The 18,528-nt window shown below is 67.4% G+C and carries 20 protein-coding genes; 7 read left to right on the top strand and 13 right to left on the bottom strand.

What is annotated here, in order from left to right:
- Positions 1–7: 7 nt before the first annotated feature.
- The 3 genes from LL236_RS01980 to LL236_RS01970 are packed head-to-tail and all read left to right on the top strand — an operon-like array spanning position 8 to position 3,022.
- Positions 8–1,288, top strand: a complete 1,281-nt coding sequence (locus LL236_RS01980) for a magnesium transporter MgtE N-terminal domain-containing protein (RefSeq protein WP_228177109.1) — start codon at positions 8–10, stop codon at positions 1,286–1,288.
- Positions 1,288–1,857 (top strand): DUF1003 domain-containing protein, encoded by a 570-nt coding sequence (locus LL236_RS01975; protein ID WP_228177108.1) that lies wholly within the window; start codon positions 1,288–1,290, stop codon positions 1,855–1,857. The genes LL236_RS01980 and LL236_RS01975 overlap by 1 nt, the downstream gene beginning before the upstream one ends.
- Before the next feature lie 58 nt (positions 1,858–1,915).
- Complete coding sequence (locus tag LL236_RS01970; protein WP_374197994.1) at positions 1,916–3,022, top strand: Mrp/NBP35 family ATP-binding protein; 1,107 nt, start codon at positions 1,916–1,918, stop codon at positions 3,020–3,022.
- Here the strand turns inward: LL236_RS01970 and LL236_RS01965 are convergent.
- Positions 3,015–3,413: a Sec-independent protein translocase TatB gene (locus LL236_RS01965; RefSeq protein ID WP_228177106.1), complete on the bottom strand. Its 399-nt coding sequence runs from the start codon at positions 3,411–3,413 to the stop codon at positions 3,015–3,017. The two genes, LL236_RS01970 and LL236_RS01965, sit on opposite strands and share 8 nt — an antisense overlap.
- Before the next feature lie 79 nt (positions 3,414–3,492).
- Here LL236_RS01965 and LL236_RS01960 point away from each other — a divergent pair, with 79 nt between their 5' ends.
- Positions 3,493–4,125, top strand: coding sequence for an O-methyltransferase (locus LL236_RS01960; protein ID WP_228177105.1), 633 nt, complete (start codon positions 3,493–3,495; stop codon positions 4,123–4,125).
- A 70-nt stretch (positions 4,126–4,195) separates the two neighbouring features.
- Here the strand turns inward: LL236_RS01960 and LL236_RS01955 are convergent, their stop codons facing one another.
- Genes LL236_RS01955 through dapE form a run of 3 tightly spaced genes read right to left on the bottom strand, consistent with a single transcriptional unit; the run spans position 4,196 to position 6,677 of the window.
- The gene (locus LL236_RS01955) at positions 4,196–4,369 is read right to left on the bottom strand and encodes a DUF3117 domain-containing protein (protein WP_076490128.1); all 174 of its coding nucleotides are present in this window, start codon (positions 4,367–4,369) and stop codon (positions 4,196–4,198) included.
- Between the two features lie 35 nt (positions 4,370–4,404).
- A complete protein-coding gene (locus LL236_RS01950) occupies positions 4,405–5,625 on the bottom strand; it encodes a hypothetical protein (protein WP_228177104.1) in 1,221 nt (406 codons plus the stop codon).
- Positions 5,613–6,677, bottom strand: a complete 1,065-nt coding sequence (dapE, locus tag LL236_RS01945; protein ID WP_228177103.1) for a succinyl-diaminopimelate desuccinylase — start codon at positions 6,675–6,677, stop codon at positions 5,613–5,615. The genes LL236_RS01950 and dapE overlap by 13 nt, the downstream gene beginning before the upstream one ends.
- An 88-nt stretch (positions 6,678–6,765) precedes the next feature.
- Here dapE and dapD point away from each other — a divergent pair, with 88 nt between their 5' ends.
- Positions 6,766–7,725, top strand: a complete 960-nt coding sequence (gene dapD, locus LL236_RS01940) for a 2,3,4,5-tetrahydropyridine-2,6-dicarboxylate N-succinyltransferase (protein ID WP_228177102.1) — start codon at positions 6,766–6,768, stop codon at positions 7,723–7,725.
- Between the two features lie 20 nt (positions 7,726–7,745).
- On the opposite strand, the gene ddaH is transcribed toward dapD, so the two are convergent.
- The 7 genes from ddaH to LL236_RS01905 all read right to left on the bottom strand — a co-directional run bounded on the left by ddaH (position 7,746) and on the right by LL236_RS01905 (position 13,009).
- The gene (gene ddaH, locus LL236_RS01935) at positions 7,746–8,507 is read right to left on the bottom strand and encodes a dimethylargininase (RefSeq protein ID WP_228177101.1); all 762 of its coding nucleotides are present in this window, start codon (positions 8,505–8,507) and stop codon (positions 7,746–7,748) included.
- Positions 8,508–8,544: 37 nt separating this feature from the next.
- Complete coding sequence (locus tag LL236_RS01930) at positions 8,545–9,840, bottom strand: citrate synthase (RefSeq protein ID WP_228177100.1); 1,296 nt, start codon at positions 9,838–9,840, stop codon at positions 8,545–8,547.
- Between the two features lie 202 nt (positions 9,841–10,042).
- Positions 10,043–11,149, bottom strand: coding sequence for a succinyldiaminopimelate transaminase (gene dapC / locus LL236_RS01925; RefSeq protein ID WP_228177099.1), 1,107 nt, complete (start codon positions 11,147–11,149; stop codon positions 10,043–10,045).
- Positions 11,150–11,165: 16 nt separating this feature from the next.
- Positions 11,166–11,486 (bottom strand): ferredoxin, encoded by a 321-nt coding sequence (fdxA, locus tag LL236_RS01920; RefSeq protein ID WP_195691809.1) that lies wholly within the window; start codon positions 11,484–11,486, stop codon positions 11,166–11,168.
- 10 nt (positions 11,487–11,496) lie between these two features.
- Positions 11,497–11,880, bottom strand: a complete 384-nt coding sequence (locus tag LL236_RS01915; protein ID WP_228177098.1) for a histidinol dehydrogenase — start codon at positions 11,878–11,880, stop codon at positions 11,497–11,499.
- Positions 11,881–11,915: 35 nt separating this feature from the next.
- Positions 11,916–12,230 (bottom strand): AzlD domain-containing protein, encoded by a 315-nt coding sequence (locus LL236_RS01910; protein WP_228177097.1) that lies wholly within the window; start codon positions 12,228–12,230, stop codon positions 11,916–11,918.
- A complete protein-coding gene (locus LL236_RS01905; protein WP_228177096.1) occupies positions 12,227–13,009 on the bottom strand; it encodes an AzlC family ABC transporter permease in 783 nt (260 codons plus the stop codon). The genes LL236_RS01910 and LL236_RS01905 overlap by 4 nt, the downstream gene beginning before the upstream one ends.
- A 65-nt stretch (positions 13,010–13,074) precedes the next feature.
- Between LL236_RS01905 and LL236_RS01900 the strand changes: the two genes are divergently transcribed.
- Complete coding sequence (locus LL236_RS01900; protein ID WP_228177095.1) at positions 13,075–13,620, top strand: helix-turn-helix domain-containing protein; 546 nt, start codon at positions 13,075–13,077, stop codon at positions 13,618–13,620.
- A gap of 22 nt (positions 13,621–13,642) precedes the next feature.
- Entirely contained in the window at positions 13,643–14,749 is a 1,107-nt protein-coding gene (locus LL236_RS01895; RefSeq protein WP_228177094.1) for a serine hydrolase domain-containing protein, read from the top strand.
- Between the two features lie 37 nt (positions 14,750–14,786).
- Here the strand turns inward: LL236_RS01895 and typA are convergent, their stop codons facing one another.
- Complete coding sequence (gene typA, locus LL236_RS01890) at positions 14,787–16,700, bottom strand: translational GTPase TypA (protein WP_228177093.1); 1,914 nt, start codon at positions 16,698–16,700, stop codon at positions 14,787–14,789.
- 99 nt (positions 16,701–16,799) lie between these two features.
- Entirely contained in the window at positions 16,800–18,506 is a 1,707-nt protein-coding gene (locus LL236_RS01885; RefSeq protein WP_228177185.1) for a dipeptide ABC transporter ATP-binding protein, read from the bottom strand.
- Positions 18,507–18,528 lie beyond the last annotated feature (22 nt).

The raw sequence follows: 18,528 nt of genomic DNA, 5'->3' as shown, positions 1-18,528 counted from the left end.
TGGACGGGTGAACACGCAGCGGGTCTTCGTCGCGCGGCTCTCTGGCTGCGCAGTCTTCGACCCTGCCGGCGATCGGCTCGGACGCGTCCGCGATGTCGTGGTCGTCTACCGTGCCGATGACCCGCCCCGCGTCGTCGGACTCGTAGTCGAGATCCCCGGTCGGCGAAACGTCTTCGTCTCTATCGGGCGTGTCACCTCGATCGCGCCGGGACAGGTCATCACCACCGGCCTCATCAATGTCCGCCGGTTCCAGCAGCGCGGCGGCGAGGTCCGGGTCCTCGCCGAACTTCTCGGTCGTCGGGTCTACTTCCGCGACGGATCAGGGGAAGCGGTCATCGAGGATGCCGCCATCGAGCGCGACCGGCTGGGCGCCTGGGACATCGGACAGTTGTTCTTGCGCCGTCCCCGCACGAGCGCTTCTCCGTTCACGAAGGGCCCGACAACGCTCGCCGGCTGGGATGAGGTCACCGAGCAACTCGATTCGACGCAGGAGCCGTCGGCGGAACAGCTCGTTGCGACCCTCAGCGAGCTGAAACCCGCCGACCTCGCCAATACGCTGCTCGACCTTCCCGACGCACGCCTGCTCGAGGTCGCTGAAGAGCTCCCCGACGACCGCCTCGCCGACGCACTCGAAGAGATGCCCGAGGACGACCAGGCGCACATCCTCGAGCAGCTGGGCGACGAGCGCGCCGCCGACATCCTCGACGCCATGGAACCGGATGACGCGGCCGATCTTCTGGGGCAGCTTCCCGCCCTTCGCTCCGAGCAGCTCCTGGACCTCATGGAGCCCGAGGAAGCTGAGGACGTTCGCGAGCTCCTGAAGTACGGCCCTGACACTGCCGGTGGTCTCATGACGAGCGAGCCGATTGTGCTCTCGGCCGAAGCGACGGTCGCCGAAGCGCTCGCGCTCATCCGCCGCCATGAACTGCATCCGGCACTCGCGGCGTCAGTGTTCATCACCCTTCCCCCGTACGAGACTCCCACGGGGCGGTTCTTGGGTACCGTGCACTTCCAACGGATGCTGCGCTACCCGCCGCACGAGCGGCTCGGTTCCCTCATCGACGACACCATCGAGCCGCTCGCGGCTACCGCGACGGCAGCCGAGGTCGCTCGCATCCTCGCCTCGTACAACCTCGTGTCGGTGCCCGTCGTCGATCAGGTCCACCGCCTCGTCGGTGTTGTCAGCGTCGACGACGTCCTGGACTACCTCCTCCCCGAGGACTGGCGCTCGCACTCCACCGACCAGCGACCGGTGTCCTTTCCCTGGACAGGGCCGGTGAAGCTGTGATGGCGCGCTCGCCTCGGGGGTTGGATGCCCCCCGCGGTCGGTCGAGCATGCCGATTCGCGGGCGCACACCTCAGCCCTCGCGGGATCGGTTCGGCAGGGCCACGGAATGGATCGCCCGAAACATGGGGACCCCGTGGTTCCTCGTGGCCCTCACGCTGTTCTGCGTCGCGTGGATCGCGTGGAACACTGCTGCCCCCGAGAATCTGCGGTTCGATTCCGCGGCCAACGGCTTCACGGCCCTGACGCTCATGCTCTCGCTGCAGGCTTCCTACGCCGCTCCCCTCATCCTGCTCGCCCAGAACCGCCAGGATGACCGCGACCGCGTGCAGATCGAGCAGGACCGCCAGCGCGCGGAACGAAACCTGGCCGATACCGAGTACCTCGCGCGCGAGATCGTGGCCCTCCGCATCGCCCTCACCGAAGTCACCTCCGAGGTCGTCACCCGTGACACGCTGCGCGCCGAGCTGAAATCGCTGCTGAGAAAGCTCGACGAACGCGCGGAGCCGCAGCACACCGAGGGCGCGCCCGCCACGAACGCGTCTCCGGTCCGCGAGGACGGCTCGGCGTGATGAGCGGGGGCGTGCGGTGACAGCCGCAGACGAGGTCACGCGCGCCGTCGGCGCCGTGATGGATCCGGAGTTGCGCCGCCCGATCGGCGAGCTCGGCATGGTTCGCGGCGCTCGCGTCGATGACGGCGCGGCATGGGTCGACATTGCGCTCACCGTCGCCGGATGCCCCGCTGCAGCTCGAATCGAATCCGATGTTCGTGCCGCCGCACTGTCGGTACCGGGCGTGGCTTCTGCCGAGATCGCAGTGGGGGTCATGGATGCACAGGAGCGCGCTCGCCTCACCGAGATGCTCCGCGCCGGGCGCCCGGCCAGGTCGATGCCGTTCGGGCCCGATTCCCTGACCCGCGTGATCGCCGTCACGAGCGGCAAAGGCGGGGTCGGCAAGTCGACACTGACCGCGCTCTTGGCGACGAGCCTGGCAGCGCGGGGCCTGCGCGTCGGGCTCATCGACGCCGACGTCCACGGGTTCTCGATTCCCGGCATCCTGGGTCTTGTCGGACCGGACGGCACGCCCCCGCAACCGACGCGGATCGATGACCTCATGCTGCCTCCCGTCGCGCACGGGGTGAAGGTGATCTCGATCGGAATGTTCCTGCGACGTGGTTCGGGAGAGGAGCCGCTCGGCGCCGTGGCGTGGCGTGGCCCGATGCTCCACCGCACCGTGCAGCAGTTCCTCACCGACGTCCACTTCGGTGACCTCGACATTCTGCTGCTAGACATGCCACCGGGAACCGGCGATGTCGCGATCTCCGTCGGACAACTCCTGCCCCACGCCGAGGTCATCGTGGTGACCACGCCCCAGCGCGCGGCCGCCGACGTCGCGATCCGCTCGGGTCTCGTGGCCCGGCAGACCGGTCAGCGCGTGCTGGGAGTCGTCGAGAACATGGCGCCGCTGACCCTTCCCGACGGCACAGTGCTCGATCTGTTCGGCTCCGGCGGCGGGGAGCTTGTCGCCACCGCGCTGCAGACGGATGCCGAACCCGTCCCGCTCCTCGGCTCCATCCCGCTCAGTCAGGGCGTGCGGGCATCAGGCGACGCCGGCGACGTGCACCTCGTGACGGATGCCGGCGACCCCGCCGCGGCGGCAATCGAGGCCGTCGCGGATGCGGTTCTGGGCTCCGGCCGCGGACTGTCGGGCCGCTCCCTGCCGATGCGCGTCAGGTAGCTTCCGCATCGAACGGCGGAGTCTCGCCGGCGGCCAGCGGCGGTGCCTTCGTCGACGTTGCGCTCTCTGCCGCGGCAGCAGCTGTGCCGGCGGCCGCCATCGTTGCGGATTGCGGCTTGACGGGCGGTGTCGGCGGGTCATCGAGGAGGGCCTCACGGATGATGCGACGGGGGTCGTACTGGCGCGGATCGAGCGTGCGCCAATCCACGTCGTCGAAGTCCTCGCCCATCTCCTCTTTCACGCGCGAGCCTGCGGAGCGGGCGAAGTCGCGAGCTCGACGCACGAACTGTCCGAGTGCTGCCGCATAGCGCGGAAGACGCTGGGGGCCGATGATCATCCCGGCGATCAGACCGATCAGCAAAAGCTTCTCGATCGTGATCCCGTTGAACATGGCTCAAGATTACCCCTCGCGCCTCAGCGAGAATCCGGGCGCGCGCACGTAGGCTTGCCCCTCAGGGAAAGGGCAGTGCATGGGAGATCACGCGGTCAATCGATTCGTCGAAGAGGTCACGGTCGAACCCGACGCGATCGCCCGCGCTCGCGAGGCTGCGCTGGAGTTGGGCGCCGAACCGATCAGCGCGGCAGTCGGCGTGCAGTGTTCGACCATCGCCGCCGTCGGGCGCGCGCTGAACATCGTCGAGATCGGCACGGGCGGCGGAGTCTCCGGCCTGTGGCTGCTGCGCGGTGCGCCGCAGGCGACTCTCACCACGATCGATGTCGAGCCCGAGCATCTCGGGGCAGCGCGTCAGGCTTTCGCGCAGGCGAAGGTGCCGCCCGCTCGCGCCCGGTTCATCACGGGCCGCGCAGCCGAGGTGCTTCCGCGCATGAACGAGGCATCGTACGACATCGTGTTGGTCGACGCCGAGCCCGAGGGCGTCATCGAATACGTCGAACACGGACTGCGACTGGTACGCCCCGGCGGTACCGTCCTCATCCCCCGAGTCCTCGCCGGAGGTGCCGTCGCCGATCCGGTCAAGCGCGACGAGGTGACGACCGCGTACCGCTCGCTCATTCAAGAGGTTGCACAGTCCCCCGCTGTCCTGGGTGCGCTCAACACTGCGCGCGAAGGACTCCTGCAGCTCACGACGCTCCCGTCGGTCTAAAGCGCCACACCGACAACGCGAAAGCGGCCGGTCTACCGACCGGCCGCTTTCGCGTTGAGATGATCGCGTGTTACGCGGCTCCGACAACTCCGCCGAGCACGTCGTACAGTTCCTTGGCCTCGGCGTCGTTCACCGAGACGACAAGGCGGCCACCGCCTTCGAGAGGTACTCGCACGATGATGAGGCGGCCTTCCTTCACGGCCTCCATCGGTCCGTCTCCGGTTCGCGGCTTCATGGCTGCCATGGCGGCTCCCTTTCGTCGTGGTCTACCAATCAAGCTTAGGGGATTTGCCAGAACCGATTGCCGAGGGCATACATGTTGTAGATCCACCACCACTGCCCGGCCAGGCACGCGATGAGGACGCCGACGCGCCACACGAGGGACCGCGGCACCGCAAAGGCGCCCCAGAGGGGCGACAGCGGAACAAGGAGGCGAAAGATGCTCGACTGGGGGAAGAACACCGCCAGCAGGTAGACGAGGTAGCTGACAGCCCAGAGGCGGATCTCGGGTCCCAGCGCCCGAACCTGCGGCGCCCAGAGCAGCGCCGCGGCCGCGCCGGCCAGAATCACCGAGAGCAGGATGACTCCGCCGGCGGCCCCCCACCCCCAGACCTCCCCCCAGAACGCAGCACCGCGCACGAAGGCGTCGAACGGCAGGAAGTGCCCCGCATCGTCCGGGAGCCAGTTGCGCCGCCATGCGAGTTCGGTGGCAAGGTAGGCGCCCGGATCCCCCGTGACGATAGCCGCGATGATCTGCCAGGAAAACCCCACAGCGGTGGCGAGCGCGCCCAGGGCGACGATGTGGATGACCTCGCGCACACGAAGCGGTTCGGCGCGGCGTGAGAAGAAGCGCCAGATTCCGAAGAGCCCGATGAACAGTGCGAACGCGAGAACGCCGGGCCGCGTGTAGCCCATCAGGACCACCAGCGGATACACCCACACGAAGCGGTGGGCGGTGACAGCCCACAGCGCCAAGAAGAGCCACAGCAGGAAGAGCGCCTCCGCGTAGCCCACCTGGAACAGTGCAGCCAACGGACCGGCAGCAAAGAAGGCGGACGCCCAGATGGCAGCCGATCCCCCGATCCGACCCCGCAGCATCCGGTACAGCACGTAGGTTGCGCCGTACCCGGCTGCCAGAGATATCAGAACGGCAGCGACTCCCCACCAACCGCCCACGAGCGGCGCGATGGCGGCAGCGAGGTATGCGTAGATCGGCATGAACGCCCACTGATTTTCGGCGACAGCGCCCGCGTCAGTGAGAGGAAGGTCGGCGGGGTAACCGTTGACCGCCAGGAACCAATACCACTGGGCATCCCACCCCACGACGAGATCCTGGACACTCGCCCCCGCACCGAAGCGTGTTCCCTCGGCCGATAACGCGGCAGCCAGGATCAGGAAGCCGAACGTGACGGCACGCGCAGCGAGATAGATGAGCGCGATCGTCAGCGCCGGCGGTAGCGACCGCCGGGATGGCGGCGCCGGTGCCGTCAGGTCAGCCACGCGCGCAGCCCGCGCTCGACATCCAGAATCTGGGCAACGGCAACGCGCTCTTCGTCGTGATGAGCGAGTTGCGGGTCTCCCGGGCCGTAGTTAACAGCGGGGATGCCGAGAGCCGAGAACCGTGCCACATCCGTCCAGCCGTACTTGGGTTGCGCGGTACCGCCAACGGCAGTGACGAACTCCTGCGCCAGCGGGTCATCGAGCCCCGGCCGCGCGCCCTCGGCCATATCGATGACCTCGACCTCGAACCCGTCGAAGACCTCTCGCACGTGCGCCTCGGCCTCGGCGCCACTGCGTGAGGGAGCAAAGCGGTAGTTCACCTCGACCTCACAGACGTCGGGGATGACGTTTCCTGCCACACCGCCCGTGATGCGAACAGCGTTCAGACCTTCCCGGTAGACGAGCCCGTCAACGGGAACCTCCCGCGCCGTGTAGGCGGCGAGCCGCTCGAGAATTGGTGCCGCCTTGTGGATGGCGTTCTCGCCGATCCATGACCGTGCACTGTGCGAACGCACACCGTGCGTTCTGACGATCGCCCGCATGTGGCCGTTGCAGCCGCCCTCCACCTGGCCGTTGGAGGGCTCCCCGAGAATAGCGAAGTCGGCGGCCAACAGGTCGGCCCGGGTCGCTGCGATGCGGGTGAGCGCGTTGAGGGCAGCAGCCACCTCCTCGTGGTCATACCAGATCCACGTGATGTCAGCCTTCGGCGCGACGAGGTCGGCGGCAAGCTTGAGCTGCACCGCTACTCCGGCCTTCATGTCAACGGTGCCGCGGCCCCAGATGAACTCTTCGCCGTCGATGTCGACCGTTCGCGTGGGAACGTTGCGGTTGATGGGGACGGTGTCGATGTGGCCGGCGATGGCAACCCGGCGATCTCTCCCGAGATTCGTGCGAGCGATGATCGTGTCGCCGTCTCGGATGACCTCGAGGTGTGGCAGGTCGCCCACTGCCTGCTCGATCAGGTCCGCGAGATGTCCTTCGTCTCCCGAGACGCTGGGGATATCGCAGATCGCGCGGGTGAGATCGACAGCATTCGAGGTCAGGTCCAGCACTCCTCGAGTCTAGCCAGGGGTCGAAGCTGTACGATGGGCGGGGCGTGACAGGCGCAGCGCCCGGGGCGCGACTCGATACCCTGGAACGATGACGGCACAGCGGAAGATCAGCGGTATCGGGGCGGCAACTGTCGCGGCAGACGGCACGGTTCTGGACACCTGGTACCCGTCGCCTCAGGCGGGGGCACTGTCTGATCACCGGGACGCTCACGAGGCCGCACGAGCTCTGATAGCCGAGGCTGTGGGCACGGATGAGACCCGCGGCGTCAGCATCGAGATGATCGAGATCGAGATCGATCTCGACGCGGCACCCTCGGGCACACCGGATGCCTACCTCCGCCTCCACGCACTGTCACACCGACTCGTCGCTCCGAACAACCTGAACCTTGACGGCATCTTCGGTGCGCTCCCCAACGTCGCCTGGACCAACGCCGGACCCGTCGACCCGCGCGAGCTCGACCGGCGCCGCGCACGACTGCAACGCGCCGGCATCCAGGTACAGAGCCTCGATAAGTTCCCGCGCCTGACCGACTACGTCTTGCCCACGGGCGTCCGCATCGGCGACGCGTCTCGCGTGCGGCTGGGCGCGTACCTGTCCCCCGGAACCACCGTGATGCACGAAGGCTTCGTGAACTACAACGCCGGAACCCTCGGCCAGAGCATGGTGGAGGGCCGAATCTCACAGGGCGTCATCGTCGGTGACGGCAGCGACATCGGCGGCGGCTCCTCGATCATGGGCACACTCTCGGGAGGCGGCACGCACCGTGTCTCGATCGGGAGTCGTTCCCTCCTCGGCGCAAACGCGGGCATCGGCATCTCTCTGGGGGACGATTGCGTCGTCGAGGCAGGGTTGTACGTCACCGCAGGGTCGAAGATCGTGCTCGCCGACGAGCCTGTCGGCGCTGACGGTACGCGCCCGACAGTCAAGGGTGCTGAGCTCTCGGGCCGGGACGGCATCCTGTTCCGCCGCAACTCGCTCACGGGAGCGATCGAGGCAGTCCGCCGCGCTGGCGTCGGGGTGACCCTCAACGAAGCGCTCCACGCCTGAGGCGAGGTCGAATCTGCGCGTCAGCGACGCACGCGCACTGAGAGGCACGTAACGCACCCCTCGAGTTTCTCGAACTCCGTCACGGGTGTCTGGATGACGGTGAGCCCGCGCGAGCGGAGAAGCGCAGCCGTTTGCGGTGCATCGGCCGACATCAGGACTGTCGCCTCGTCGAGGACGACAACGGCGGTGCCGTGCTCTTCGGGCACGGGGAGGAATCGGGGGAACACCGACGGGTCGTCGACGAGCGGCTCGTACCCGATGACGGTTCCATCAGGAAGCGCCGTCACCGCGCTCTTCAGATGCAGGACGCGTGTCACCGGCACCGCGACGACCTTCCATCCCCGAGGGCTCAGCAGGGCCTCCAGTTGGCGGATGCCGTCATCATTGGTCCGCGATGACGCCCCGACGTAGACGGTGCGCCCGATCTTGAGCACGTCGCCGCCGTCGAGGGTGCCCGGCGCTTCGATCTCGTGCACAGGAAAACCGAGCGTCTCTGCTACCGCGCGGGCCGTTGCGATTTCGCCGCGCCGGGATTCGGCGCCGGGCCGACCGATCACCACGATGTCGTCGAATATGACGAGGGCATCCTCGATGAAGACGCCGTCGGGCTGGTCCGGTGCCGCAGGAACATCGATGACCTGCCATCCCCTGTCGCGGTACACCGCGACGTAGTCCCGCCACTGCGACAGGGCGAGGTCCGGATCGGCTTCGACCCGGTCGAGGTGCGTCAGCTCGCCGTCGGCAAGCAGCGGGGAGGGAACGCGGACGAGGAGTTTCGGCATCCGTTCAGAATGCCAGAGTCCCCCCGCGACAGCTGACTCAGACGCCAGGGTAGGTGCGTTCGGGTGCGCCCGTGTACAGCTGCTGCGGGCGGCCGATCTTGGTCTGCGGGTCGGCGTTCATCTCACGCCAGTGCGCGAGCCATCCCGGAAGGCGGCCGATCGCGAACAGCACGGTGAACATGCGCGTGGGGAAGCCCATCGCCTTGTACATGACGCCGGTGTAGAAATCGACGTTCGGGTAAAGGCGACGCTCCTTGAAGTAGTCGTCGTTGAGGGCGATCTCTTCGAGCTGCTTGGCAAGATCCAGGAGCGGGTCATGCACACCGAGCTCCGAGAGCACCTCGTCGGCCGACTCCTTCACGAGCTTTGCGCGCGGGTCGTAGTTCTTGTAGACCCGGTGCCCGAAGCCCATGAGCTTGACGCCGTCCTCCTTGTTCTTGACCCGCTCGACGAAGCGTTCGACGCTCTCGCCCGAGTCTCGGATGCGGGCGAGCATCGAGAGAACCGCCTCGTTGGCACCGCCGTGCAGCGGGCCGTAAAGCGCGTTGATACCCGCCGAGATCGACGAGAACTGGTTGGCGCCGGTCGACCCGACCAGGCGCACCGTCGAGGTCGACGCGTTCTGCTCGTGGTCCTCGTGCAGGATCAGCAACCGTTCGAGCGCCCGGGATACGACGGGGTTGACGTCGTACAGCTCCGATAGGACACCGAAATTGAGCTTGAGGAAGTTGTCGACGAAGCTCATCGAGTTGTCGGGGTACAGGAAAGCCTGGCCGATGCTCTTCTTGTGGGCGTAGGCCGCAATGACCGGGAGCTTCGCGAGAAGCCGGATCGTGTTGACCTCGACGTGCTCGGGATTGTGGGGGTCGGACTCGTCTTCGTAGTAGGTCGACAGAGTGGCCGTCGCCGCCGACAGCACCGACATCGGATGCGCGGTCGGCGGCAGCGAGCCGAAAAAGCGCTTGAGGTCCTCGTGCAGCAGTGTGTGGCGACGGATGCGGTTGTCGAACTCCGCGAGTTCGTCGGCCGTGGGCAGCTCGCCGTAGATGAGCAGCCACGCGACCTCGAGGTACGTGCTGTGAGTCGCGAGCTGCTCGATCGGATAACCGCGGTAGCGCAGGATGCCGGCATCCCCGTCGATATAGGTAATCGCCGACTTGGTGGAGGCGGTGTTGACGAATCCGTAGTCCAGGGCCGTGTACCCCGTCTGCCGCGTAAAGGTTGCGACATCGATGCTCGGTACTCCGTCGGTGCCGTGGAGCACGGGGAACTCGGCGGTCCGATCGCCGACGGTCAGGATGGCCTTCTGCTGCGGGGTCTGCGCGTCGTCCACGGCGCCTCCTTGCATTGTCTGGGGCTGTCGTCGGCACCGGGACGGGTTCGCCGCCTCGCGGAGCCGTCCAAGCACGCGTCGGTGCCCGGGCTGCCTTTACAGCCTAGTAGTCGGCCCGGCCTACTGTGCGCACAGCCAAAGCGGGTGCTCTTTCGATGGAGGAAACCTCGCAGCGCGGTGCCCGAGCGGGCGTGGGGGGTGTCTAGCCCGCGCGGAGGCGATCCGCCGCAGCGGCGATACGTTCATCGGTTGCCGTCAACGAGAGCCGGACGTGGTGCGAGTGCTGCGCGCCATAGAAGACGCCAGGTCCGACCAGGATGCCGCGCTGCGCGAACCACTCCACGGAGGTCCAGGCGCCCTCACCGCGCGTAAGCCACAGGTACAGGCCGGCCTCGCTCCGATCGACCCGGAATCCCGCTTCCTGCACGGCGGGAAGCAGGATCCCGCGCCGGTGCCGGTACAGCTCCCGCTGCTCGGCGACGTGCGTGTCATCGCGCAGGGCGGCAGCCATCGCCGCCTGAACGGGCGCCGGCGGCATCAGCCCCAGGTGCTTACGGGCTGTCAGCATCCGCTGGATGATCGCGGTGTCGCCCGCGACGAAGGCTGCGCGGTAGCCCGCGAGGTTCGACTGCTTGCTCAGCGAGTACACCGACAGGACTCCGGTGTTGTTCCCTCCGGTGACGCGGGGGTCCAGAGCTGACGGAATCTGCTCGCGGTCCCACGGCGCTTCCCACCCGAGCTCGGCGTAGCACTCGTCGCTCGCGAACACCGCTCCGAGCTCGCTCGCGCGTTCCCGGGCGGTACGCAGCGCCGCAGCATCCAGCACGGCGCCGTCGGGGTTGCCCGGCGAGTTCACCCAGACCAGCCGAGTGTTCTCGGGCCACTGCTCCGGATCGTCGGCCGCGATCGGGGTCGCCCCCACTACTCGTGCACCGACCTCGTAGGTCGGGTATGCCGCCACCGGATGGACGACGACATCTCCGGGCCCGAGGCCGAGGAGCAGCGGCAAGAGGGCGACGAGTTCCTTCGACCCGATCGTCGGGAGCACATCGTCGATCGTGAGCCCCGGAACCCCTCGACGGCGGGCATACCAGTCGACGATCGCCTCCCGCAACAGGGGCGTGCCCACGGTCTGCGGGTAGGCGTGAGCGTCGGTCGCTGCCGCAAGAGCTCGAGCGACCACCTCGGGAGTCGGATCGACCGGTGAACCTATCGAAAGATCGACCATCCCGTCGGGGTGGGAGCGCGCCTGCGCAGCGTGGGGCACCATCGCGTCCCACGGGTAATCGGCCAGATCGGCGACGCCCATCCGTCGAAATCCGGGATCAGTGGTTCTGCGGAGGCAGCTCAGCGATGACCGGGTGATCCTTGGGAATCACACCGACCTTTGCTGCTCCCCCGGGCGAGCCGAGGTCATCGAAGAACTCGACATTCGCCTTGTAGTAGTCCTGCCATTCCTCGGGCAGATCGTCTTCGTAATAGATCGCCTCGACGGGGCACACGGGCTCGCAGGCGCCGCAGTCGACACACTCGTCAGGGTGGATGTAGAGGCTACGTTCCCCCTCATAGATGCAGTCGACGGGGCACTCGTCGATGCAGGCGCGATCCTTGACATCGACGCACGGAAGGGCGATCACATACGTCACGAATGCAAGTCTAGTCGGCTGCCTCGACCGCCCGGCCGCGATCGACCCGCTCGGGCCAGGCGACCACGAAAGCGGTGACAAGGGGAAGCCACAAGGTCCATACGACGCCCAGTATCGACTGCGGCACGATCACTGAACCGCCGGCTCCAGTGCCCGACAGGACGATCGTCACACCCATGGCGCCAAGCCCGGTGGCAAGCGCAGCCCACCGGTCAGCTGTGAGCAGGCGCACCGCCATGATGACTGCCGCGCCGGCGACCATGGCCAGGACGAGTCCCACCGGGATGCCGAATACGCGATATGCGTGACTGACGGTACCTGCGGCCCCATAGATCGCCCCGACAACCAGCGCAACAACCCACGCGGCAAGCCGAAGGAACGAGAAGCGCTGCACCGCATCACTGTATCGCGGTGGCGCTGCACGAAACCTCAGACAGCCAGACCCCACCACCGCAGCGCTGCCGCTACCGCAGCTGCCGCGACCACCACGACAAGAAACGGCGCGCGCAGCAGGAGCAGGCCCGCCGCCACCAGGACAGCGGGGACCCGGGCATCCACCACAATCGCCTCGCCGACCCCGAGCGTCTGCACGGCAACCAGCGCGGCGAGCAACGCGACCGTCAACAGGTCGGCGATCCGCGCGGGCCGCGGCGCCTCGAGGAGGCGCGGCGGAACGAGGTATCCGGTCACCTTGAGAGCCAGACAGATCACCGATGCCAGCGCGATTGCGCTCCACAACGTCACGGCAGCCCCTCCCGCTCTGGAAGATCGTCGGGTTCGTCGAGCCCCTCGACACCGGCGGTGCGCGTCGCGGCGGACCGCGAGCCCCAGTCGAACCAGCCGACCAGGATAGCGACCACAGCGGCGATCAGCACCGGGAGACCGGGCATGAGCGAAGGCGTCAGCACGGTAGCCGCGACGGCGGCCGCAATCCCCACGACGATGGGCTGCCTTCCGCGCAGACGCGGCCACAGCAGGGCGAGGAAAGCGGCTGCGGCCGCGGCGTCGAGTCCGTACGCGCGCGGATCGCCGAGCACGTCGCCCAGGAGCGCACCAATAAGGGTCGAGAGGTTCCAGCCGACATAGATCCCGATGCCGGTGACCCAGAAGCCGACGGTTCGCGCGCGTGGCGTTCGCTGCGCGAGCGCGACTGCCGTGGACTCGTCGATTGTGAACTGCGGCGCGACGATGCGGGTCAAGCGCCCCGGGGGCAGCAGGGTCGACATCCGGATGCCGTACGCGACGTTTCGCACGCCCAAGAGCGCGGCCGACGCGACGGCTGCCGGGATCGCCGCGAGTCCGCCGGCGGAGATCACCCCGACGAAGGCGAACTGCGAACCTCCGGTAAACATGACGAGGCTCAGGATGCAGGTCTGCCAGACATCAAGTCCCGCCGCGACCGACAGCGCCCCGAACGAAACGCCGTACGCGCTTGTCGCCAGCGCGACACTCACGCCCTGGCGCCACGCTCCGCGTGCGGCATCCGTCTCGCCGCCTTCCGGCGGCACGTCGACCGGCTCCATGCTCGCCATCCTGCAGCAGCCATTTCGTTTGGTCAAATAGACAATCGTTCGGCATACTGAACCATATGAGCTTGGCGTCTCGCATCGCGACCGCCGTGCGCCGCGAACGCGAACGCGCGGGGGTCTCTGCCGCAGAGCTGGCTCGACGCTCGGGCGTGTCCAAGGCCACCATCTCGCAAATCGAAGCAGGTTCGGCCAATCCCAACGTCGAGACCCTGTGGGCGATCGCCACCGCTCTCGGCGCGCCCTTCGCCGCACTGGTGGAAGATCGCGAGAGCGAGCCGACGCTCATCCGAGCGCGCGATGGCCACGGAGTGCGAGCCGCGGGCTCTGCGTACGAGGCGCTGCTCCTGTCGGCTGCCGCACCGAACGTCAGGCGTGACCTGTACCTCCTCCGCGCCGAACCAGGCTCGCCGCGACTCTCGGACGCTCATCCGACGGGCACCACTGAGCATGTGGTCCTCCTCTCGGGCAGCGCACGCGTCGGTCCGCGCGACTCACCCTTCGACCTGGAGCCCGGCGATTACCTCTGCTATCCGGGCGATGCAGCGCACGTCTTCGAGGCCCTCGTCGCGGGCACGAGCGCCGTCCTGGTGTCCGAAATGCGCTGAACTCTCGTTCTAGGCTGGAACGATGACCCGCCACACCCGATATCGCGGGCGCATGCTCGCGGGAGCTATCACGGCCGCCACCGTCACAGCACTCGTGTCCGGATGCAGCGCCGCAGCGCCCTCGAACCCGGTAAGCGAGGCTTTCGCCGCAGCGCTCGAATCGGCATCCGTCCCCGGCGGCGCGATCGCTATCCGCCGCGACGGGGCGACCACGGTTTACCCTGCCGGAGTTGCGGATGCCAGTGGCACGCCAGTGACCGATAACACCCTGTTTGCCTACCGCAGCGTGACCAAGTCGTTCGTCGCGACCGTCGTGCTGCAGCTAGCCGACGACGGCATCCTGGATCTCGATGCGCCGGCGCCCACTGCCGGAACCGGGATCGAGACGGCCGCCACGATCGATGAGCTTGCCACGATGACCTCGGGGGTGCCCAGCTATTCGACGCAAGCGGGCCTTGTCGACCTGCTGGTCGAGGACTGGACGCGTAGCTGGACCGACACGACCCTGTACGGGCTCACGGACGGCGTTCCCGAGGAGTTCGTTCCCGGGACGAGCTACGAGTACTCCAATACCAACACGGTCCTACTCGGGCAGATCATCGACACCTCTTCGGGGCTCAGCTGGCCCGAGGCGGTCGCGTCACGCATCCTGGAGCCGCTCCAGCTCGCGTCAGTCGTGTATCCGGGAAACGTTCTGCCACCGGAGGGGACCGCAGCCCCGTTCCAGGTGGATGCTGACGGCACCGTGGAGGAGCTTCCCGCCGTCCGCGCGAGCGCGTTCTCTGCCGCCGGCGGCCTGTTCGGTACGGCGGGAGACCTTGCCGCGTGGGCCGAGGCGCTGGGCGCGGGAACGCTCGTGTCGGACGCTTCGCAGGAGCGTCGGCTCTCGGAGTGGCGCGACACCGCCCCCGACCCGGCGAGCCCGTTCTACGACGAGTACGGTTTCGGCATCGGTCGCATCGGCGACTGGATCGGGCACACCGGCAATGGCCTCGGCTACCAGGCCCTCGCGATGTACCACCCGGAGTCCCAGACGGCTGTCGCGATCGTACTCAACGCGACAGGACCGGACTCGGACTTGCCCGCGCACATGCTCGAGCAGTTGGAGGAGCTGATCCTCAACGGCTGATCCGTCCGCGGTCGAGTCGACCCGTGGGCGACGCCGGTCAGGCGTTGGCGTCCTGCCGCTTCAGGCGCGATGCAGCGCGACCACGCTCGGTCTGGTCGAGGATCACCTTGCGGATCCGCACCTTCTCGGGAGTGACTTCGACACATTCGTCTTCGCGGGCGAACTCCAGACTCTCCTCCAGGGAGAGCTGTCGCGGCGGCGTGAGCCGCTCCAGCTCATCAGCCGTGGAAGAACGCATGTTCGTGAGCTTCTTCTCTTTGGTGATGTTCACGTCCATGTCATCGGCTCGCGTGTTCTCGCCGACGACCATGCCCTCGTAGACCTCTTCGGTGGGCTGCACGAAGAAGCTCATGCGCTCCTGCAGCGCCATCATCGCGAACGGAGTGACGACGCCAGCACGGTCGGCCACGATCGAACCGTTCTGGCGAGCGACGATGTGCCCGGCCCAGTCGTCGTAGCCGTGCGAGATCGCGTTGGCGATCCCGGTGCCGCGCGTGATCGAGAGGAATTCGGTGCGGAAGCCGATGAGTCCACGTGAGGGCACGACGAACTCCATCCGCACCCAGCCGGTGCCGTGGTTGACCATCGTCTCCATGCGGCCCTTGCGCGCGGCAAGCAGCTGCGTGATCGCGCCGAGATACTCCTCGGGCGCATCGATCGTGAGGTGCTCGAAGGGCTCCTGCGTCTGCCCGTTCGGCCCCTTCCGGGTGACGACCTGGGGCTTGCCGACGGTCAGCTCGAAGCCCTCGCGGCGCATGTTCTCGACGAGGATGGCAAGCGCCAGTTCACCGCGTCCCTGCACCTCCCAGGCATCCGGCCGCCCGATGTCGACGACCTTGATGGAGACGTTGCCGATGAGCTCGCGGTCCAGGCGGTCCTTCACCATGCGTGCCGTGACCTTGTGGCCCTTGACCTTGCCGACAAGCGGCGAGGTGTTCGTGCCGATCGTCATCGAGATAGCGGGGTCGTCGACGGTGATCGCCGGCAGCGGTCGGACGTCCTCGGGGTCGGCGATCGTCTCGCCGATCGTGATCTCTTCGATCCCCGCGATCGCGACGATGTCACCGGGTCCTGCTGACTCGGCGGGATAGCGCTCGAGCGCACGGGTCTTGAGCAGCTCGGTGATGCGCGCGTTCGAGTGGGAACCGTCGTGACGCACCCAGGCGACGGTCTGGCCCTTCTTGAGGGTCCCGTTGAAGACCCGCAGCAGCGCCAGACGACCGAGGAACGGGCTCGAGTCGAGGTTCGTCACCCATGCCTGCAGCGGCGCTTCGTCGTCGTACGACGGCGCCGGAACATGCTCGAGGATCGCCTCGAACAGCGGCTCGAGGTCGTCGTTGTCGGGGAGCGACCCGTTCTCGGGGCGGTTCCGCGAGGCAGCGCCGGCGCGACCTGAGGCGTAGACGACCGGCACGTCCAAGAGAGCGTCGACGTCGAGGTCCGGGACGTCCTCGTGCATGTCAGACGCGAGGCCCAGCAGCAGGTCGTGCGACTCTTCCTCGACCTCGGCGATGCGAGCATCCGGCCTATCCGTCTTGTTGACGAGCAGGATGACGGGGAGCTTCGCCTCCAGCGCCTTGCGCAGCACGAACCTCGTCTGCGGAAGCGGCCCCTCGGACGCATCCACCAGCAACACGACGCCGTCGACCATCGACAGCCCGCGCTCGACCTCTCCCCCGAAGTCGGCGTGCCCTGGCGTGTCGATCACGTTGATCGTCACGGGGACCTCGGTGTGGACGCCGTTGTAGGTGATCGCGGTGTTCTTCGCGAGGATCGTGATGCCCTTTTCGCGCTCGAGGTCGTTCGAGTCCATCGCGCGCTCTTCCACGTGCGCGTGCTCGCCGAACGAGCCGGTCTGGCGCAGCATCGCATCCACCAGCGTGGTCTTGCCGTGGTCGACGTGCGCGACGATCGCGACGTTTCGGAGGTCCGAACGGAGGGCATGCGCCATGAGGGAATCCTTGCGGGTGGGGAGGCGGCCGGGATGCCGGCGCATCCCAGGATATCTCAGGAGCGCTTGCGGGCAGCTGAGCGCGGAGTCGTCCTCGTCTCAGGCCGACTTCTGCTCGGCCAGGAGCGCTGCCCGCGCCTCGCGGCGCTGCCGCTGCTCGGCAGGATCCGGAACCGGAACAGCAGCGATGAGGCGCTTGGTGTAGTCATCCTGCGGGTTGCGCAGAATCTGCTCCTTCGTGCCCTGCTCCACGATGCGTCCGTGCTGCATGACGGCGATGCGATCGGCCAGAAGATCGACGACCGCGAGGTCGTGGGTCACGAACAGCGTCGCGAACTGCTTCTCCTTCTGGATGGCCTGCAGCAGCTCGAGCACGCGCGCCTGAACCGAGACATCCAGCGCGCTCGTGGGCTCGTCGGCCACCAGCACAGTGGGGTCGAGGGCCAGAGCGCGGGCGATACCGATGCGCTGACGCTGCCCACCCGAGAGCTCGTGCGGGTACCGGTTGCGGAAATCGCGCGGCAGTTCGACGAGGTCCAGCAGATCCTCGACACGCTTGGAGATCTCTTTGCGCTCACGACCGGCGAGCTCCAGCGGCTCCCCGATCGACTCTCCGACGGGCCAGCGGGGGTTCAGCGAAGAACCGGGGTCCTGGAACACGATCCCGAGCTTGCGGCGCACCGCGCGCAACTCCTTGGGGCCTACCCCGACCATGTCCTGGCCTGCAACGCGAAGGCTTCCCTCCGCGATCGGTACGAGGCCCACGATGGCGCGCGCAATGGTCGTCTTGCCTGACCCTGACTCACCCACGAGGCCCAGCACCTCGCCCGGCTGAATCGACAGCGTGGCATCCGATACGGCCCGGAAGGCGGGTACCCGACCGCGCTTGGGGTACTCGATCGAGACGTTCTCCAGGCGCAGCGCCGCCGTTGACTCGTCGCGTCGCGTCTCCTCCTCCACCTGGGCCTCGCCGAGGCCGAGGTGGGGAACCGACGCCATGAGCGCACGAGTGTAAGGGTGCTCAGCCTCACCGAATACCTGCGAGGCGGGCCCGTATTCGACGACGTCGCCGTCCTTCATCACCATGACGTCGTCGGCCATATCTGCCACCACGCCCATGTCGTGGGTGATGAGGATGATGGCGGAGTCGAGCTTGGTGTGGAGGTTGCGCAGCAGATCGAGGATTTCGGCTTGCACCGTGACATCCAGGGCTGTCGTCGGCTCATCAGCGACGAGAACGCGCGGCTCGAGCGAGATCGACTGAGCGATCATGGCACGCTGACGCTGACCACCCGACAGCTGGTGCGGGTACGAGTTGAACGCCTTCAGCGGGTCGGGCATCTCGACCAGCTTCAGCAGTTCGAGCGAACGCTCCTTGGCCTGCTTGCGCGTCATACCCGGACGGTGGGTCATCAGCGCCTCGGAGATCTGGAACCCCACGGTGTAGACGGGGTTCAGGGCCGTCATCGGCTCCTGGAAGATCGCCGCGATTCCCTCACCGCGGACCTTGCGCAGTGCCTCGGGCCGGGCGCCGATCAGCTCCGTGCCGGCGAGCTTCGCGCTTCCGGTCACCCTGGCGTTCTTGGGCAACAGGCCCATGATCGCCATACTGCTCGTGCTCTTTCCCGAGCCGGACTCCCCCACAATGGCCAGAACCTTGCCGGGCATGAGGTCGTAGCTGACGTGCTTGGCGGCGGCGACCCAGCTGCCTCCGACGAAGAACTCAACGCCGAGGTTCGACACCGACAGAGCGGGTCCCGAGTTCGGCACTCCGGCCTGCGTCGCTCCCCGATCCTTCCGGCCCATACGCCCGCCGGTTCGCGGCTGA

The organism is Microbacterium schleiferi, from assembly GCF_020781975.1.
Lineage (GTDB): Bacteria > Actinomycetota > Actinomycetes > Actinomycetales > Microbacteriaceae > Microbacterium.
The sequence above is the reverse complement of the archived record's forward strand: the minus strand, read 5'-3'. Positions and strand labels throughout refer to the sequence as shown.

What these genes read in the sequence shown, in the direction of transcription:
- LL236_RS01895 (WP_228177094.1), top strand. Translation starts at nt 13,643, where the DNA reads ATGACCCGCCACACCCGATATCGCGGGCGCATGCTCGCGGGAGCTATC.
- dapC (WP_228177099.1), bottom strand. Translation starts at nt 11,149, where the DNA reads ATGGGCGTCGCCGATCTGGCCGATTACCCGTGGGACGCGATGGTGCCC.
- LL236_RS01975 (WP_228177108.1), top strand. Translation starts at nt 1,288, where the DNA reads ATGGCGCGCTCGCCTCGGGGGTTGGATGCCCCCCGCGGTCGGTCGAGC.
- LL236_RS01905 (WP_228177096.1), bottom strand. Translation starts at nt 13,009, where the DNA reads ATGGAGCCGGTCGACGTGCCGCCGGAAGGCGGCGAGACGGATGCCGCA.
- dapD (WP_228177102.1), top strand. Translation starts at nt 6,766, where the DNA reads ATGACGGCACAGCGGAAGATCAGCGGTATCGGGGCGGCAACTGTCGCG.
- ddaH (WP_228177101.1), bottom strand. Translation starts at nt 8,507, where the DNA reads ATGCCGAAACTCCTCGTCCGCGTTCCCTCCCCGCTGCTTGCCGACGGC.
- LL236_RS01885 (WP_228177185.1), bottom strand. Translation starts at nt 18,506, where the DNA reads ATGGGCCGGAAGGATCGGGGAGCGACGCAGGCCGGAGTGCCGAACTCG.
- typA (WP_228177093.1), bottom strand. Translation starts at nt 16,700, where the DNA reads ATGGCGCATGCCCTCCGTTCGGACCTCCGAAACGTCGCGATCGTCGCG.
- LL236_RS01965 (WP_228177106.1), bottom strand. Translation starts at nt 3,413, where the DNA reads ATGTTCAACGGGATCACGATCGAGAAGCTTTTGCTGATCGGTCTGATC.
- LL236_RS01955 (WP_076490128.1), bottom strand. Translation starts at nt 4,369, where the DNA reads ATGGCAGCCATGAAGCCGCGAACCGGAGACGGACCGATGGAGGCCGTG.
- LL236_RS01900 (WP_228177095.1), top strand. Translation starts at nt 13,075, where the DNA reads ATGAGCTTGGCGTCTCGCATCGCGACCGCCGTGCGCCGCGAACGCGAA.
- LL236_RS01970 (WP_374197994.1), top strand. Translation starts at nt 1,916, where the DNA reads ATGGATCCGGAGTTGCGCCGCCCGATCGGCGAGCTCGGCATGGTTCGC.
- LL236_RS01960 (WP_228177105.1), top strand. Translation starts at nt 3,493, where the DNA reads ATGGGAGATCACGCGGTCAATCGATTCGTCGAAGAGGTCACGGTCGAA.